The following is a 1252-nucleotide window of genomic DNA, read 5'->3' on the forward strand; positions in this document are numbered from 1 at the left end:
AGGGTGCTGTCCCGTTTTTTCTGTATTTTTATATTATTGGGTATATTTTTTAGCCCTGTACTTTCATATTATTGTTTGGAGAAAGATAACATGAAAGGTACAAGGCCGTATTCTTATAGGAGGTCTATGCTTAAATTTTTTGAGCATGACTCGAATGGGATGAAAGATATGATCAGGGAGCTTCTTCAGAACATCATGGAGGAGGAAGCCCGGGATCAGGCGGGAGCTCGTCATTATGAGAGGACTCCGGGGAGGAGGGCTCATCGTAACGGTCATAAGGATCGTTCTCTGGTTACCCGTTATGGTAAGGTTGATTTGAGGAAGCCTCAGTTCCGGGAGGTGTCTTTTGAGACGAGTGTTTTCGGCAGGTATTCCAGGGCTGAAAAAGCTATTGTGAATACTATCAGCGAGTCCTATCTTCAGGGCGTGTCCACGAGAAAGATGAAAAAGGTATTGTCCATGCTGGACGTGGAAGTCTCAAAGAGCACTGTCTCGCGGATATTGGAGGAGCTGGATGAGGATATCAGAGAATTCCTGGAGAGGCCTCTTGGTGTGACTCCTTATGTGTTTGTGGATGCCACTTATGTCAAGATAAGGGATAACGGGAGGTACGTTACGAAACCATTGTTCACTGCTATGGGCGTAAACAGCGAGGGTTACAAGGAGATTCTCGGTGTGAAGATAATGCAGAGAGAGGGAGAGGAATTCTACACCGAGTTCTTCGAGGATCTGAAGAGAAGAGGATTGCAGGGCGTGAAAATGGTGATCAGCGACGGCCACCAGGGGATTAAGCAGGCCGTTAAGAATTGTTTCATATGCTCATGGCAGTACTGCCATCTGCACTTCAGAAGAAACGTGCTGAAGACCATACCGCAGAAACAACGAAAAGAGATCAGCGACCTTCTCAAAGAATACATGGAATCACCTAATTTGCTGGCCAACTACTCCGAAGAATTAAGATTGAAAGGACTTGACAGGGCCAGCAAGATCATAGACAAAAACATGGAAGACCTCTTCAATTACCTGGCCTTTCCCAGCTACCAATGGATCAAACTAAGAACCACGAACACACTGGAGAACGTCCACTCCAGAATAAAGAAAAGAACCACACCGATAGGAGCCTTCCCCAACGACCAATCAGTACTCAGAGTCGTGGTTTCCATGCTCATGGACATAAACGAAGAATTTGTCACGGACAAAAAACATATACAAATCGAAAGAAACGAATACTAGAAAGACAGGAGCTAAAAAA

General features: G+C 45.0%; 1 protein-coding gene. It reads left to right on the forward strand.

Going from position 1 to position 1252, the window contains the following annotated elements; genetic code table 11:
- Window positions 1-90: 90 nt before the first annotated feature.
- Window positions 91-1233, forward strand: coding sequence for an IS256 family transposase (locus CUJ83_RS15535; protein ID WP_439651976.1), 1143 nt, complete (start codon window positions 91-93; stop codon window positions 1231-1233).
- Window positions 1234-1252 lie beyond the last annotated feature (19 nt).

It is taken from the genome of Methanooceanicella nereidis (assembly GCF_021023085.1).
Taxonomy (GTDB): Archaea; Halobacteriota; Methanocellia; order Methanocellales; family Methanocellaceae; genus Methanooceanicella; species Methanooceanicella nereidis.

Coding starts and splice junctions, on each gene's coding strand:
- CUJ83_RS15535 (WP_439651976.1), top strand. CDS start 91: ATGAAAGGTACAAGGCCGTATTCTTATAGGAGGTCTATGCTTAAATTT.